The organism is Roseomonas indoligenes, from assembly GCF_017813365.1.
Lineage (GTDB): Bacteria > Pseudomonadota > Alphaproteobacteria > Acetobacterales > Acetobacteraceae > Roseomonas > Roseomonas indoligenes.
The window spans coordinates 228,394-242,042 of sequence record NZ_JAGIZA010000002.1; the positions used below are offsets into that span (position 1 = coordinate 228,394).

Annotated in this window: 16 protein-coding genes and 2 tRNA genes; 8 read left to right on the forward strand and 10 right to left on the reverse strand. The window is 70.2% G+C overall.

The features are described from left to right. The 6 genes from J5Y10_RS03370 to J5Y10_RS03395 form a co-directional block, all read left to right on the forward strand. On the forward strand, window positions 1-226 hold a 226-nt coding region (locus tag J5Y10_RS03370; protein ID WP_209370707.1), incomplete at its 5' end, for a hypothetical protein. 105 nt (window positions 227-331) lie between these two features. Beyond that, a complete protein-coding gene (locus tag J5Y10_RS03375; protein WP_209370709.1) occupies window positions 332-1,135 on the forward strand; it encodes a DUF6065 family protein in 804 nt (267 codons plus the stop codon). Then, window positions 1,132-2,136, forward strand: coding sequence for a DMT family transporter (locus J5Y10_RS03380; RefSeq protein WP_209370711.1), 1,005 nt, complete (start codon window positions 1,132-1,134; stop codon window positions 2,134-2,136). The genes J5Y10_RS03375 and J5Y10_RS03380 overlap by 4 nt, the downstream gene beginning before the upstream one ends. Window positions 2,137-2,150: 14 nt before the next feature. Then, window positions 2,151-2,333: a hypothetical protein gene (locus J5Y10_RS03385; protein ID WP_209370713.1), complete on the forward strand. Its 183-nt coding sequence runs from the start codon at window positions 2,151-2,153 to the stop codon at window positions 2,331-2,333. Between the two features lie 152 nt (window positions 2,334-2,485). Beyond that, window positions 2,486-3,394, forward strand: coding sequence for a DUF8225 domain-containing protein (locus J5Y10_RS03390; RefSeq protein ID WP_209370715.1), 909 nt, complete (start codon window positions 2,486-2,488; stop codon window positions 3,392-3,394). A 129-nt stretch (window positions 3,395-3,523) separates the two neighbouring features. Continuing rightward, window positions 3,524-5,500: an AfsR/SARP family transcriptional regulator gene (locus J5Y10_RS03395; RefSeq protein WP_209370717.1), complete on the forward strand. Its 1,977-nt coding sequence runs from the start codon at window positions 3,524-3,526 to the stop codon at window positions 5,498-5,500. 140 nt (window positions 5,501-5,640) lie between these two features. Here J5Y10_RS03395 and J5Y10_RS03400 read toward each other — a convergent pair. The 9 genes from J5Y10_RS03400 to dcd form a co-directional block, all read right to left on the reverse strand. Continuing rightward, window positions 5,641-5,716 (reverse strand) — tRNA-Phe (locus J5Y10_RS03400). 79 nt (window positions 5,717-5,795) lie between these two features. Further along, complete coding sequence (yacG, locus tag J5Y10_RS03405) at window positions 5,796-5,966, reverse strand: DNA gyrase inhibitor YacG (protein WP_209370718.1); 171 nt, start codon at window positions 5,964-5,966, stop codon at window positions 5,796-5,798. Next, window positions 5,956-7,086: a ribonuclease E/G gene (locus J5Y10_RS03410; RefSeq protein WP_209370720.1), complete on the reverse strand. Its 1,131-nt coding sequence runs from the start codon at window positions 7,084-7,086 to the stop codon at window positions 5,956-5,958. The genes yacG and J5Y10_RS03410 overlap by 11 nt, the downstream gene beginning before the upstream one ends. Continuing rightward, complete coding sequence (locus J5Y10_RS03415) at window positions 7,087-7,683, reverse strand: Maf family protein (protein WP_342452823.1); 597 nt, start codon at window positions 7,681-7,683, stop codon at window positions 7,087-7,089. A 46-nt stretch (window positions 7,684-7,729) separates the two neighbouring features. Next, on the reverse strand, window positions 7,730-7,948 hold the full coding sequence (gene infA, locus J5Y10_RS03420; RefSeq protein ID WP_007003972.1) for a translation initiation factor IF-1: 219 nt from the start codon (window positions 7,946-7,948) through the stop codon (window positions 7,730-7,732). Window positions 7,949-8,206: 258 nt separating this feature from the next. Further along, entirely contained in the window at window positions 8,207-9,499 is a 1,293-nt protein-coding gene (gene hisD, locus J5Y10_RS03425) for a histidinol dehydrogenase (protein WP_209370722.1), read from the reverse strand. Beyond that, window positions 9,496-10,203: an ATP phosphoribosyltransferase gene (gene hisG, locus J5Y10_RS03430; RefSeq protein WP_209370724.1), complete on the reverse strand. Its 708-nt coding sequence runs from the start codon at window positions 10,201-10,203 to the stop codon at window positions 9,496-9,498. The genes hisD and hisG overlap by 4 nt, the downstream gene beginning before the upstream one ends. A gap of 49 nt (window positions 10,204-10,252) precedes the next feature. Then, complete coding sequence (gene murA / locus J5Y10_RS03435) at window positions 10,253-11,527, reverse strand: UDP-N-acetylglucosamine 1-carboxyvinyltransferase (RefSeq protein WP_209370733.1); 1,275 nt, start codon at window positions 11,525-11,527, stop codon at window positions 10,253-10,255. Window positions 11,528-11,538: 11 nt separating this feature from the next. After that, entirely contained in the window at window positions 11,539-12,093 is a 555-nt protein-coding gene (dcd, locus tag J5Y10_RS03440; protein WP_209370735.1) for a dCTP deaminase, read from the reverse strand. Between the two features lie 419 nt (window positions 12,094-12,512). Between dcd and J5Y10_RS03445 the strand changes: the two genes are divergently transcribed. Continuing rightward, window positions 12,513-12,587: transfer RNA gene (locus J5Y10_RS03445), tRNA-Thr, on the forward strand. A gap of 223 nt (window positions 12,588-12,810) precedes the next feature. Here the strand turns inward: J5Y10_RS03445 and J5Y10_RS03450 are convergent. Next, window positions 12,811-12,981: a hypothetical protein gene (locus tag J5Y10_RS03450; RefSeq protein ID WP_209370736.1), complete on the reverse strand. Its 171-nt coding sequence runs from the start codon at window positions 12,979-12,981 to the stop codon at window positions 12,811-12,813. Between the two features lie 307 nt (window positions 12,982-13,288). On the opposite strand from J5Y10_RS03450, the gene J5Y10_RS03455 reads away from it, so the two are divergent. Further along, complete coding sequence (locus tag J5Y10_RS03455) at window positions 13,289-13,555, forward strand: hypothetical protein (protein WP_209370737.1); 267 nt, start codon at window positions 13,289-13,291, stop codon at window positions 13,553-13,555. Window positions 13,556-13,649 lie beyond the last annotated feature (94 nt).

The window sequence follows — 13,649 nt, forward strand, 5'->3', positions numbered from 1 at the left end:
CATGCAGCGCGCGATCGTGCGGACCCTGCCGAAGTCGGTGGCCGATGCCGGCCGCGTCTCCACCGGCGGCATGCAGCGCGCGATCGTGCGGACCCTGCCGAAGTCGGTGGCCGATGCCGGCCGCGTCTCCACCGGCGGCATGCAGCGCGCGATCGTGCGGACCCTGCCGAAGTCGGTGGCCGATGCCGGCCGTGTCTCCACCGGCGGCATGCAGCGCGCGATCTGATCGACTGCGCCTCTCCGGCCGGGGGCATTGCCAGACTCCCCGACCGGGAGCGGTCGGTTGCCATGGTAAGGCTCGTAGCGGCGAAATCCTGGAGCGCGTGGCAGCATGTCAGTAAACCTCACCGAGCCGCCTCTTTCCCTGCTGGATAGCCACCTTCCCGAGGGGAAGGTGGTCCAGTTCTACAACCTCTTCCCGGGATGCCGGCCGCCGCAGCGCGCTGCGCGAGACGGTCACGGCACCATACCCATTCGCGCCTACCGTCATTGCGAGGCGCTGTGCTCCGCCGCCGCCTTCGGCTGGCACGTCTTCCCGCCGATGGATTTCCAGCTCGTCTGGGACGGCAGCACCGAGATCCAGTGGACCTACGACGACGCGGAGGGCTGGTATCCTCTCCACGTCGCCCAGTTCCCCCACTTTGCCGAACAGTTCGATCAGGGCGCTCCCGAGGATGCCGTGGGTTTCTCGCCCCCATTCCTCACATCCTTCGTCGAGCCGGGCGTCGTGCAGATCTGGACTGGCCTCGTTGCCCGCACGGCTCCGGGCTGGAACCTTCTCCTCCGTCCTCCCGCCAACGTCCCGCGCGACCTCGGCTACGAGCACTTCGAGGGGATCGTCGAGACCGACCGCTGGTTCGGTCCTCTCTTCTTCAATGTCCGCCTGACCCGCACGGAGGTCCCGGTTCGCTTCCGCGCCGGCTATCCGGTGATGCAGGTGCAGCCCGTACGGCAGGAGACGCCCGGCCTCGTGGACCGCTTCGAGGTCTCCGAGGGCCTGGCCTCCTTCTCCGACGCCGACTGGGAGGCTTTCCGTCAGACCGTCGTCCGGCCCAACCAGGATCCCAATCGGGTCCGTGGCGCGTACGGAGCCGAGAGTCGCCGCGGCAAGCGCCGTGGGCAGGAGGGAGCTTGATCGCCGCCCCGGCCGGAATGCTGCGAGGCCTCCTCTGGGCGTCGCTCGCGGTGCTTATCGCCGCCACCTATCCGGTGATCACCCGCCTTGGCGTCACCCGGCAAGCAATGACCCCGCTTGAGCTGGCGACGCTGCGGTTCGTGGTGGCGGCCGTCGTTCTCTCCCCTGTCCTCGTCGCCATGCTCCGCCGGCTCGACCGGCGGGGGTGGACGGAGGCGGCTCTCCTCACCCTCTGCCAGGGCACGCCGCTGGCGACCCTCATTGCCGGCGGGCTCGCTCTGGCTCCTGCGGCGCATGGCTCCGCACTGACCCTTGGGCTGATGCCGGCCATCACCATTCTTCTCCGGAGTGCCGGCGGCGAGCGCTTCGCCCCTCGCGCCCTGGTTGGCGCGACGCTGATCGCAGCCGGCGCCGCCTGCCTTGCCGGTCTCGACATGCAGGCCGGCGGCGGCTCCCTGCTCGGTCACGGGATGTTCGTCCTCGCTGCCGTGATGGGTTCCACCTATTTCCTCCGCCTCCGTCGTTCTGGCTTCACCGCCACCGAGGGCGCCGCCATCGTGGCCGGCCTCTCCGCCGTCGGCGGTGTCCTGGCACTCGCCCTTATCGGTGGGCTCGGACGGCTCGCGCAGGTCGCGCCGGGGGACCTCCTGCTTCAGGCTGTGTTCCAGGGCGTACTGGTCGGCGTGGCCGCGATGGTGGCCCTCAACCAGGCAATTGTCCTGCTTGGCCCCACCGCCGCCACCGTCTGCCTCTCCCTGGTCCCCGCTACAGCGGCCCTCCTCGCCCTACCCGTTCTCGGCGAGGCCTCCTCCCTCGGCGAGTGGCTCGCCTTTGCCGCCATGGTGCTCGGCGCCGCCCTGGCCGCAGCCTGCGAGCGGCGGGCCGTGACGCCTCAGTCAGGCGCCAGCAACTCTCCGGGCCGGCCGGAACGCCGCCCGGCCTGGATCAAGCATCTCAAGCTCGTCCTCCGCCTGGCCGATGGCCGGGCTGGGGCAGCGTAAATCAGGAGACCCGCATGCGAGGCGAAATGAGCACTCTCAAGCGAGACCTGCCGCACGATGCCGATCGACTGGACCAGGTTGTGCAACGGCTCGCGACGACGGCGCGGATGGCGAGACTCAGTGTGGCCGGCGACCTGGTGGAGGCGCTGCAGCGCGCCCTCCTGGCTCAGCGCCTGAGTCCGTTGCGAGAGGACTAGCGGTCCCACACTCCGGACCTGCCTCGTCGATCGTCCGGCGGCTCGCGCCAGCTCCATCGCGATCCAAACCGGACCGTCATACCTGACGGCATTCGGCCGGCCCCTTTTGGCAACGCCGCGCCAGCGCCATTCCGTGCCAGGAGAAAGGCCCCGTGCAAAGCCCTTTCCAGAACACGCGCTTCCTCACAGTCGGCAACACACTCTCTTCCCCCCAAGCTGCCCTTTCGGACCGGGCGGTCGCGCACCTTGCTGCGGAGACGCTCGTCCTCGGCTGCCTGTATCAGCGGCGTGGTGGCGCCTATGTCCGGATCCCCGTGCACCGGCGGCAGCAGTTTACGGGCTGTGAGTGGCATTGCCGCCGCGTGGACGGCCGCCTCGTCAGCGTCGGCATCACCTGCGAGCCGCTGGAGGAGTGGCTAACCCTGGCCGAAACAGCGCCGGACGACGTGGTGGAGCTTTACCGCGGGATCCTGGGCCGCCGCGACATTCCGGCGAACGAGCTGTTCTGGGGGTCCGACATCTACACGCGGAGCGCCGACGGCTATGACCTTGTCTTCGCGGCCGGCGAATACAACCCGCTCAACGCCTGGAACACGGTGCGCGGCGCCGTGCATATCAACGGCTCCGCGCGGGGCGGCTTCGACACTGCCCCTGCTGACGACACCCCGCCCCGCCTCCGACTGCGCCTACCGAAGAAGGGGCTTCTGTTTCTCGGCGGGGTCGACATGACGGCGGAGGTGCTGCGCGTGTCGCGGGACGACGGGCGGGGGTGGATCGATCGCCTGGAGGTCGCGGTGCCTGCCGGGGAGCACTGGGCGCTGAGTGAACTCGTTCTCGCGTCCGGAGACCGCTTCACCCCGCTCGGCCTCGTCGAGGCTCTCGTCGGCGACATCGCCCGCCCGCCCGCGGGCCAGGCGGCGCGGCCGATGCCCATCTTGCAGCCGGCCTGGAAACGCCCCCGCGCCTCGGGGGACCGTCTGCCCTTCTTGCCGGGCCGTATGGTCGCGGACGCCCTGTTGCGGCAGTTGGGAGCTGCGCAGCCCGTCGTGAGCTATGCCTGACGCGGACCCACCTAGGCGCTGGCTGACGCTTCGCCTAGGTGCGGCGCTCGGGTATAACACGCCCGTGTTTCAACACCCTTGCCGTCCGCACAGAAGCAGACCGACCACGACATGAGGTCGCCGCAGCCCTTGATCGAGCCGCAGGCGTGGGCCCGGATCACCCTCCTGGGGCCGGTCCGCGCCTGTGATGCGGCAGGGCACGACCTTCCCCTGCGGACGCGAAAAGGCCGCGCGTTGCTCGGCCACCTCCTTCTAGCCCGCGGGCGGCCGGTCAGCCGCCTGCGGCTGGCGACGCTGCTATGGGAACGGTCGGGCGAGATCGAGGCGCGGGCGAGCCTTCGCCAAGCCCTGGCCGAGGTCGTCCGTGCCTTGCAGGGAGCGCCCGCCCCCATCCTCGTTGTCGATCGGGAGAGCATTCGGGCCGACGCCGCGTGCTGCGAGGTGGACGCGTTAGCGCTGCTGGACGGCCAAATGCCACTGGAATGGCCGGTGGCCCCACTGATGGACGGTCTGGAGGACATCGGGGAGGGCTTCGGCGAGTGGCTGATAGGGCAGCGGGAGGCGGTCCGGTTCCGGCTACGGGACTTGCTCGGAGAAGAGGCGGACCGCCTCGCCGCCGACCCGGACAAACAGGCCGAGGCCGTTGAGCTCGCCCGTCGCGCGGTCGAATCCGACGTCGCCGACGAGGCTGGATGGCGCCGGCTCATCAGGTTGCATTTAGCCGCGGGCGACCGCGCCCTCGCTCTACAAACCTATGAGCGCTGCTGCGACGCCCTGCGCCGGAGCCTGGATGTTGCCCCATCTCCTAAGACGAAGGAACTCGCGGAGCGGATCCGCACCCAGCGGCTGGCCTCCTCAGCGCCCTCGCCCAACCTGCCCTCTCTCGCCTTGTCGCAGCCGATCGCTGCCGCCCCATCAGACGATCAGCCCTTACGCGTCGGGGTGGTTCCAGCCCAGTTCCAGGGTGGGAGAGAACCAGACGCTATCACGACCGCCTATGTCGGGGACGTGGCTCTGGAACTTGCGCGCTACCATCACTTCGACGTCATTTCTCCGATGGGCCTCGGTCCCTGGCTTGCCGAGCAGCCGGATGCTGAAGCGCTCCGGGCGCTCAACCTCGATTACGTCGTAAACGTCTCCATTCGCGGACCAGAACTGGACCGGCACCTTCTCGTCTCGCTGGTCGATATCGCCGAGTTGGCTCGCCCTCTCTGGAGCGCTCGCGCTCCGCTCCGCCCCGATGCCGCAGGGGAGGTACAAAGTGATGTGCTGCACGGCCTCGTCGCACGCCTAGAGCCGGTCATCCTGCATACGGAAGGAACGCGCCCGATCTCGCGGCACGCAACCGGAACCGCGGCCACCGTGCTGCGTGCGATTCCGCGCCTCTTCAGCATGGAGGCCTCACGTTTCATGGAGGCAGGCCAACTGCTGGCGGAAGCCGTGACGCGCTCCCCCGAGAACGCCATGGCCGCCGCCTGGGCCGCCCATTGGCACGTGTTCCAGATCGGCCAGGGCTGGGCGACGGACCCCCGGGCTGCACTGGAGGAGGCTGAGCGTCTTGCGACGCTGGCGATGAGCCTCGATCCCGAGAACGCGGAGGGCCTGGCCATCTATGGCCACGTGAACTCCTTCCTGCACAAGGATTTCGCCAGTGCGAAGCACTACTTCGCGCAGTCGCTCGAGTTGAACCCTCATCAGGCCTTCGCCTGGGCGATGTCCGGCGCCACCCATGTCTATTCCGGCGATCTGACGGAGGCGATGCGGCGCATGGAGCGATACCGGACGCTGGCGCCGTTTCACCCGCACGACCGGATCCTTCGCCATACATTCACGGCGGCGCATCTGCTGGCGGGCCGGTTTGAGGAGGCCGTCATGATCGGCCGGCGGTCCGTTCGGGCAAGTCCGGGCTTCGTCAACGGCTACAAGCATGTTCTCGCCGCTCTGGGGCACCTTGGGATGCGACGTGAAGCCAAGCCCCTCTTGGAGAGGCTGCTGACACACGAGTCGGACTTCAAGGTCCAGAACTTCGTCGAGAGCTATCCATTCAATCGGATTGAGGATCGCGAGATCTACGAGGCGGGCCTTCGCCTCGCCGGGGCGAAGTAATCCGGATCGGCGCCGATCGGTACTGTTGCATGATCTACGATCAGCACCGGTCGTACTCCCGCCAGTTCCGGGTCCGGCAACGCACCTTCGAGGGTCCAGCCGGCGTCACTGCCTTAAAGCTGCTGGTGCTCGAAGAAAAATGGTGCCCAGGGGCGGAATCGAACCACCGACACTGCGATTTTCAGTCGCATGCTCTACCAACTGAGCTACCTGGGCCCAGACGAGGCTATTGGCCCCGCCGGCTGCGGTGGCGGGGGATAAACGATGTGCCGGCCCCTGTCCAGGGCATCCCGGCTCATTCCGCGTCGTCATCTTCCGACGTTTCCGGCTCGCCCGGCACGGCATAGGTGCCGCCCAGCCAGCGCCCGAGATCCACGGCCCGGCAACGCGGGGAGCAGAAGGGGCGTGTGGCGGGCTGGGCCGGGCGGCCGCAGATCGGGCAGGCGGTGGACTGTTCAGCCGGCACTGGATCGCGCCTCCTCGACGACCTCCTCGCCCGGCATCAGCGCCGGGTCGGGGCGAAGGGAGATAGGGTGGGTCGCCGCGCCGGCGAAGGCCTCCAGCGCCCCGGGCTCGCCCCGCAGCGCCCCGATCACGCGGGGATGGGCCCGCATTGCCAGAGCCGCGCCGGGGCGGGAGGTGGCCTCCCGTGCCGCGCGCCGCAGCGCACGCAGGCCGAGCGTCAGTGGGTTGGGCGGGAAGCCCAGTACCTCATGCAGCGGGGGATGGATGCGCGTGCGGACCATTTCCATCAAGCCCAACCCCGTCAGCCCCACAACGCGCAGCAGTGGATCCGCTCCCGCAGCGCTCTTCAGCGCGGGCAGCAGCCCGGCGCGGGACTTCGCCGTTCCGCCGGCCAGGTCCAGCAGGATCGGCCCGGCCAGGTGGCGGAGGCGGATCTGCCGGGCCGCCTCGGCCATGGCTGCGCTGTTCACGGCACGATGCGCGCCGGAATCGCGGCCCGCGGCGGCCCCCGTGTCCACGTCCAGCGCCGTCAATGCCGGGGTGGGATGGATCAGCAGCCGCCCGCCGCCGGGCAAGGGAATTTCGGGAGAGGCGAGAAGGTCGAACTCCGTCTCCACGGCCTCGTCGAAGGTGGGGCGCGACAGCAGGCGCACCCGCGCGGGGTCCAGTGCCGCGCGCAGCCGCGCGGCTTCCGCGGGCGAGTCCGAGAGCAGCCCGGCCCCGGGATGCGCGGCCGCCAGGCGCAGCGCCGCATCGGGCCCGCGGCGCAGGAGGCGCAGGGATCCGCTTCCCGGCAGGTCCGCGGGAAGTCCGGTGGCGGAGAGGCGCGGCCCCTTGCCGCCCTGCGGGGCGCGGGTAACGCGCAGGGGCAGGATATCGCCCTCGGAAACCCGCTCACCGCCCTGTGCGTCGGGCAGGAAGCCGCTCTCCCCGCCCTCCATCGCCACGAAGACGCCGGAAAGGGCGGGCACGCGGGCGGTGACGCGACAGAGATGCAGGTCGCCCACCCCGTCCGGATGGGCCGGGCGCTCGATGAAGGCTGCCTCGAGCCGCCCGTCCCGCCACAGCGCCACCCGGCGCTCGCCGGGGGAGGTGGAGGCGAGGATGGAAGGCTCAGCCATTCAGGGCCGAAGCCACCCCACGCCGCGCAGCAGCTGGGCGGTCTCGAACAGCGGCAGGCCCACGACGTTGGAGTGGCTGCCGGAGAGGAAGCGAACGAAGACCTCCGCCCGCTGGTGGATGGCGTAGCCGCCTGCCTTGCCCTCCCACTCGCCGGAGGCGACGTAGTCGTCCATCTGGGCGTCTGTCAGGCGCTGGAAGGCGAGGGTGGTCTCCACCAGCCGCGTCCGTACCAAGGTGTCCGGTGTGATCAACGCGACGCCCGTGGTCACGCGGTGGCGGCGGCCGGAGAGGAATTCGAGGAACCGCCGCGCCTCCTCCGCATCCCCGGGCTTGCCCAGGATGCGGCGGCCGACGCCAACCACCGTGTCGGCGGCCAGCACCAGCGCGCCGGGGCTTCGGGCCGCCACGGCCTCCGCCTTGGCGCGGGAGAGCCGGCCGGCCAGCCGGCGCGGGAGCTCGGCCTTGCCGGGCGTCTCGTCGATATCGGCGGGATCCACACGATCGGGCACGATGCCCAGCCGGGCCAGCAGGTCCAGGCGGCGCGGGCTGGCGCTCGCAAGGACAAGGGGCGGGCGCGGCGCATCGCCGACCGGCACCAGGGCGGCTTCTGACAGCAGGTCCGAAGGCAAAGGGAAGCCGGCCTTACTTGAAGCGGAAGGTGATCCGGCCCTTGGTCAGGTCGTAGGGCGTCATCTCCACGTTCACTCGATCCCCGGCCAGCACGCGGATGCGGTTCTTGCGCATCTTTCCGCTCGTGTGGGCCAGGACCATGTGCTCGTTGTCCAGCTTCACGCGGAACATGGCGTTGGGCAGAAGCTCCACCACCTGACCGCTGAACTCGATCATGTCTTCCTTCGACATGCGTATCCTTTTTCGTCGCGGGGCATGGGGGCGGGGGCGCCGCAGCCCCGCGATGGGTTGGGGCGGCGCTGGATCATCGGGCGGCGCGGTTGCGCGTCCGGCCCGGCACGCGAACAGGCGCGGACCCGCGATCGGGCCGCGCAATGTGGGGGCTGAGCGTCGGGAACATGATGCCCTGCGCCGTCAGGGTCAAGGAAGGGGACCATTCCCCTGCGGAATGAGGCCCCGCGATGCGCGGGAGCCTCACCCAGCGAAGCGTTAGAGGCCGATCCGCTCCGCGATGCTGCGGGCATGGGCATCCAGCCCTTCCGCCCGGGCCAGGGCCACGGCGGCGGGGCCGGTGGCGCGCAGCCCGGCTTCCTCCGCCGCGATCCAGGTGGTGCGCTTGAGGAAGTCGAACACGGAGAGCCCGGAGGCGAAACGCGCCGTGCGCCCGGTGGGCAGCACATGGTTCGGCCCGGCCACGTAGTCTCCCAACGCCTCCGGGCACCAGGGGCCGAGGAAGGCGGCCCCGGCGTGCCGGATGCGGGCGAACAGGGCGGCGGGCTCCGCCGTCATGATCTGCAGGTGCTCCGGCGCCAGCCGGTCCACCAGCGCCGCGCCCTCGGCCCAGTCCCGCACCAGGATCACCGCGCCGTGGCGGCGCCAGGATTCACCGGCGATGGCCGCGCGGGGCAGGGTGGCCAGGGCCGACTCGACCGCGCCGGGCACGGCGGCGGCCAATTCCCGGCTGTCCGTGATCAGAATGGATTGCGCGGCCTCGTCGTGCTCGGCCTGGGCCAGCAGGTCCATTGCCACCCGGGCCGGGGCTTGGGCGCCGTCGGCCAGCACCACCACCTCGGAAGGGCCCGCGATGGAATCGATGCCCACGCGCCCGAAGACTTGGCGCTTGGCCTCCGCGACATAGGCGTTGCCGGGCCCCGTGATCTTGTCCACGGGCGCGATGCTCGCCGTGCCCCAGGCCAGCGCCGCCACGGCCTGGGCGCCGCCGATGCGCCACACCTCCGTCACTCCCGCGCGGGCGCAGGCGGCGAGGACCAGCGGGTTGATCTCCCCGTCCGGGGTCGGCACCGCAACGGCCACGCGCGGCACCCCCGCCACGCGGGCGGGAATGGCGTTCATCAGCACGGAGGAGGGATAGGCCGCCTTCCCGCCGGGCACGTAGAGCCCGGCCGCGTCCACAGCGCCCCAGCGCATGCCGAGCGTCAGCCCGGCCGGGTCCGGCACGGTGATGTCCGCGGGCATCTGGGCGCGGTGGAAGGTCTCGATCCGCGTGGCGGCCGTGTCCAGCGCGGCCATCAGGCCGGGCTCGATGGAGGCGGTGGCGGCCTCAATCTCCGCCGGCGTCACGCGCAGGGCGGCGGCGTCCTTCGGCGTCCAGCGGTCGTAGCGGGTGGTCAGGTCCAGCAGGGCGGCATCACCCTCGGCCCGGATACGGCCGATGATCTCCGCCACGGCCCCGTCCACCCGGGCGGTGGTGTCGCGGGCCATGTCCAGCAGCGCGTCGAACCCGGCGGGGAAGCCGGGATCGCGCGTGTCGAGCGTCTTCATGCAGTCAGGGCTTCCCGGAAGCGCGCCAGCCAGGCGCCGATCCGCTCCGGCTCCGTCTTCAGCGCCGTGCGGTTGACGATGAGCCGCGAGGTGACCTGCGCGATCACCTCGCGCTCCACCAGCCCGTTGGCCTTCAGGGTGGAGCCGGTCTGCACGAGGTCCACGATGAGGCGGGCGAGGCCGAGGGACGGCGCCAGCTCCATCGCCCCATGCAGAGAGACCACCTCCGCCTGCACGCCGCGGGCGGCGAAGTGGCGGCGGGCGATGCCCGGATACTTCGTCGCCACCGTCACGCGGGACCAGCGGTTGGCCTCCTCGGCGATCGGGTCGTCCACCGGGCCCGCCACGCTGACGCGGCAGCGGCCGATGCCGAGATCCAGCGGGGCGTAGATCTCCGGGTAGTCGAACTCCATCAGCACGTCCGCCCCGCAGACACCGATCTGGGCGCCGCCATGGGCGACGAAGGTCGCCACGTCGAAGGGCCGCACCCGCACCACGTCGAGGCCCGGATGGTTCGTGGGAAAGCGGAGGTGGCGGCTGTCCTCGTCGTGGAAGTCGCCGCCGGGGATCAGCCCGGCGCGCGCGAGAAGGGGCTGCACCTCCTTGAGGATGCGGCCCTTCGGGAGCGCCAGGATCAGGTCGGACGTCCCGGAATCGGCAGCGCGGGAGCCGGGGAGGGAGGGGGAGGTGATCGGCAGGTCCATGGGAGAGACTATCACCGCGGGAATGGCGGGCTAATGAAGGATTCTTGAGCTATCCGGGAATGCGCTCGATGTCGGCGCCAACCGCCGCCAGCTTCGCCTCGAGCCGCTCATACCCACGGTCCAGGTGATAGACGCGGTTGACGATCGTTTCGCCCCCCGCGGCCAGCCCGGCCAGGATGAGGGAAATGGAGGCGCGCAGGTCGGTCGCCATGACAGGCGCGCCGGAGAGGCGGGAGACGCCGCGGACGATGGCGGAGCGCCCCTGCACGTTGATGCGGGCCCCCATGCGGGTCATCTCCGGCACGTGCATGAAGCGGTTCTCGAAGATCGTCTCCGTGATCATGGAGGCTCCCTCCGCCACCGCCATCAGCGCCATGAACTGAGCCTGCATGTCGGTTGCGAAGCCCGGGAAGGGCTCCGTCATCACGTCCACGCCCCGCAGGCCGGAGGTGCGGCGCACCATGACCCCGCCAGCCGAGCCGTTGGGCGGCACCTCCTCCAGCTCCACCCCGGCCTCCCGCAGCACGCGGGCCACTGCGCCGAGATGTTCCATCCGCGCGCCCTGGAGGAGCACCTCGCCCCCCGTGACGCCGACGGCGCAGGCGAAGGATCCGGCCTCGATCCGGTCGGGCACGATGGCATGGGTGGCGCCGTGCAGGGTCTTCACCCCCTCGACCCGCAGCCGGTCCGTGCCGATGCCCTCGATCTTCGCGCCCATGGCGACGAGGCAGCTGGCCAGGTCGTCGATCTCCGGCTCCCGCGCCGCGTTCACCAGCTCCGTCATGCCGTCGGCCAGCGTGGCGGCCATCAGCAGGTTCTCGGTGGCGCCGACGGAGACCTGGTTGAAGTAGATCTTGGCGCCCTTCAGCCCCTGCGGCGCCCGGGCGTGCATGTAGCCGGCATCCAGGTCGATGATGGCGCCCATCTGCTCCAGCCCCTTGAGGTGGAGGTCGACCGGGCGCGTGCCGATGGCGCAGCCGCCGGGCAGCGAGACCTTCGCTTCCCCATGGCGGGCCACCAGCGGGCCGAGGACGAGGACGGAGGCCCGCATCTTCCGCACGAGGTCATAGGGCGCGACGAGGTTGGTGGCCGCCCCGGAGAGCGTCATGGTGCGGGCCTTGGCGTCGTGCTCCGCCTTCAGCCCGTGCTGCTCCAGCAGCCCCGCCATGGTGCGGGTGTCGTCCAGGGCCGGGGCGTTGGTCAGCACCAGCGGCCCGTCGGTGAGCAGGGCGGCGGCCATCAGCGGCAGGGCGGCGTTCTTGGCGCCGCCGACGGGGATGGTGCCCTTGAGCGGCCGGCCGCCGCGGAGACGGATGCGGTCCATGGTCTTTCCCCTTACAGCCGCGGCAGAGCCACGCCGCGCTGGCGCATGTATTTCCCGGCGCGGTCCGCATAGGACACGTCCGGCGCCCCCTCTCCCTTCAGGAAGAGGAACTGGCAGATTCCCTCATTCGCGTAGATGCGGGCGGGCAGGGGGGTGGTGTTGCTGATCTCGATCGTCACCTGGCCCTCCCACTCCGGCTCCAGCGGCGTCACGTTCACGATCAGGCCGCAGCGGGCATAGGTGGACTTGCCCAGGCAGATCACCAGCACGTCCCGCGGGATGCGGAAATACTCCACCGTATGGGTCAGCACGAAGGAGTTGGGGGGGACGATGCAGGTCTCCCCCGTGCGGGTGACGAAGCCCTCCTCCGAGAAGTCCTTCGGATCGACGAGGGCATTGTCCACGTTGGTGAAGATCTTGAACTCCGCGGCCGCGCGGGCGTCGTAGCCGTAGGAGGAGAGGCCGTAGGAGATCACTCCCTGGCGGCGCTGCGCCTCCACGAAGGGCTCGATCATGCCGTGCTCCGCCGCCATGCGGCGGATCCAGTGGTCGGGCATGATGGGCATGGCGGGGTCCTTCAGCCGGCGCCCCATCGGGGGCAGGGGCCGGCGCCCAATCTCGGGCGGGCGGGGATCGTGCGGGGGTGGCGGGCGGGATAGCCCCTGGGCCGCGGGGCGGCAACCGGGGCGCTATTCCCTCTCCTCGGGAGGGGAGGGGGGCTGCGCCCTCTCGCGCGACTGGGCCTTGCGGCGCTTCAGGTTCTCCCGCAACGCGGCCGCCAGGCGCCGCTCGCGCTCCGACAGGGCGGGGCGGGGCGGGGAAGCCGGCGGTTCCGGAGGGTCGGCGCTCTCGTTCTCATCCATGGGCGGGAGGCAATCGGCAGGGCCGCCGCGGCGTCAAGGCCGGGCCGGCACGGCAAGGGTTGCACGGGGCGGGCACAGCGGCTAGGTAGCGCCTCGCCCACAGGCCCTGTCCGGTTCGGCATGCTGCCGTAGCTCAGTGGTAGAGCACTCCCTTGGTAAGGGAGAGGTCGAGAGTTCAATCCTCTCTGGCAGCACCATCCCCGTCCAAAGGATGGTATCCCAGGACAAATGGAAACCTAGCTCGCCTCCGATCCGACACGGAGGGGCTACGAGTCATTCCTCCGCGTTCACTGGCGCGCGACCCTGCGGCCCATCGTGGCCAGGGACATGAAGACTCCCGCCGCCCGAGACCGGGCTCCCTGCCGTTCCAACGACCTTCAGAACGGTAGCGGGCGGGCAGCCCGGCCGGGGCGCCCGGGATCAGTTCCCGTCCGCGAACGGGGCTCCCCAGGAAAGCGAGGAGGACCGGGTGGCCGGCGCACGGTCCTGCTCGGCGTAAAGAAGGGCCAGAAGCTCCGTCAGCACCTCGTCCACCTGGCCGAGTCGGTAGGTCCTGGCATGGTCGGCCAGCTCGCTGATCGCGGACAGCACGCCCTCACCGGGCCGCCTCGGGCCCGATGGGACCGATGACCAAACCGGGATGGAACCCCTCTCGCTCATGTCAGCTTCCATAATTTACGTCGTGGGCCGCGGCCAGAGAGCCGTAACCAAAGGCAGGATAATTCGCTCCGGGCCGGAATGGGAGAGGAAACAGAACGGAACTTGCGATCACCGGGGGGTAGCCGCCCAAAACCTTTTTTGCATCCGCTTCTCACCATGTTGTGGTGGAGGCCGCGATAGTCCTGCTAGATTGGTGCTGCGTTGCAACCAGGACACGCATGGCGTGAGGAGAGCGCGCTTGGAACCAATATCGTCCCTCCAGTCCATGGAGGCTTCCGAAGATGCACTGGAGAATGCCGTAACCGAGGCACTGGACCGGATCCTCTCGCGCATGCCGACGGAACTCCGGGCCGATGCCCTGCGGTCGCTCCGGACGGAACTGGAACGCTGCCTTGCCGAGGCCCCGATCAGCGGCGCCCCGATGGACGCCATCCGGATGCGCGCCCGCTTCTCGGCCGCCATGGCCGCCTTCGGCTCCGACCGGACCATCCCCAGACAACGCTGACCTATCGGGGCGCGCGGGAGCATTGGGACCGCTCTTGCCAGCCCGGGCGTTGACGAGAACATTCAGGGAACATGCTTCCCGATTCGGCATCCTC

Bases quoted from the DNA above. Each gene is read 5' to 3' on its own strand.
- dcd (WP_209370735.1), bottom strand. From the start codon at position 12,093: ATGCCCATCATGCCCGACCACTGGATCCGCCGCATGGCGGCGGAGCAC.
- J5Y10_RS03410 (WP_209370720.1), bottom strand. From the start codon at position 7,086: ATGGCTGAGCCTTCCATCCTCGCCTCCACCTCCCCCGGCGAGCGCCGG.
- hisG (WP_209370724.1), bottom strand. From the start codon at position 10,203: ATGGACCTGCCGATCACCTCCCCCTCCCTCCCCGGCTCCCGCGCTGCC.
- infA (WP_007003972.1), bottom strand. From the start codon at position 7,948: ATGTCGAAGGAAGACATGATCGAGTTCAGCGGTCAGGTGGTGGAGCTT.
- murA (WP_209370733.1), bottom strand. From the start codon at position 11,527: ATGGACCGCATCCGTCTCCGCGGCGGCCGGCCGCTCAAGGGCACCATC.
- J5Y10_RS03385 (WP_209370713.1), top strand. From the start codon at position 2,151: ATGCGAGGCGAAATGAGCACTCTCAAGCGAGACCTGCCGCACGATGCC.
- J5Y10_RS03375 (WP_209370709.1), top strand. From the start codon at position 332: ATGTCAGTAAACCTCACCGAGCCGCCTCTTTCCCTGCTGGATAGCCAC.
- hisD (WP_209370722.1), bottom strand. From the start codon at position 9,499: ATGAAGACGCTCGACACGCGCGATCCCGGCTTCCCCGCCGGGTTCGAC.